Genomic DNA, 842 nt, shown 5'->3' on the forward strand with positions numbered 1-842 from the left:
TAGGGCGTGTCATCAATTAAGCCAAACCACGCAAGAGACCAGATGAATGGCACTAAGGAAATGACTGGCTAACTTATCATAACGAGTGGCAATCGCACGGTACTGTTTGATCTTGGCAAAGAAGTTTTCAATTAGATGCCTTGCTTTATAGAGCTCTTCGTCCAAGTCTCTTGGCTGCAGCCGATGACACTTTGAAGGTATGACTGCATGGCCTTGTACTGCTTTAATCGGTTCAATAACACGGGCATCAGCATCGTAAGCTCTATCGGCAAGCCAAGTTTGGCTAATACTGACATCAAGCAGTTCATCTGAGCCACACAGGTCATGAGCTGCGCCACCCGTCAGATAAAAGCCAGTAGGATTGCCTAATGCATCTGTACGAGTATGTATTTTAGTGGTCAGTCCACCTTTGCTGCGTCCAATGGCTTGATCCCTTTTTTTCCAGCACTGTGCTGGTGGGCTTTAACAATCGTGGCATCTAGCATGGCATATTCGTCATCGGATTGTTCAGAGAGTTGATTAAAAACCTGCTCCCATACGCCTTTTTTTGACCAGCGACTAAAACGAGTATGAATCACTCTGAAGTCGCCAAAGCGTTCAGGTAGGTCACGCCAAGGTATGCCGGTCTTGTAACGGTACAGAACCGCTTCTACGAACAAGCGGTTATCCTTTGCAGTAACACCAACGTCACTTGGTTTACCAGGTAGAATGTCTTTAATTCTCTCCCATTGGTCATCACGTAGGGCATGTCGTCTTGTCATAATAGTTGAGCTCAGTTTGCTATATATAGAATTAGTATAGCTTATTTTAAAATATCTCTGCTAATTGATGACACGCCCTAG

Annotated in this window: 1 pseudogene; it reads right to left on the reverse strand. The window is 44.8% G+C overall.

The features are described from left to right. Positions 1–12: 12 nt before the first annotated feature. Positions 13–761: pseudogene (locus ACT3QP_RS14935) on the reverse strand (IS5 family transposase). Between the last annotated feature and the right edge of the window lie 81 nt (positions 762–842).

It is taken from the genome of Psychrobacter sp. AOP7-B1-24 (genome assembly GCF_052376215.1).
Classification (GTDB): Bacteria; Pseudomonadota; Gammaproteobacteria; order Pseudomonadales; family Moraxellaceae; genus Psychrobacter.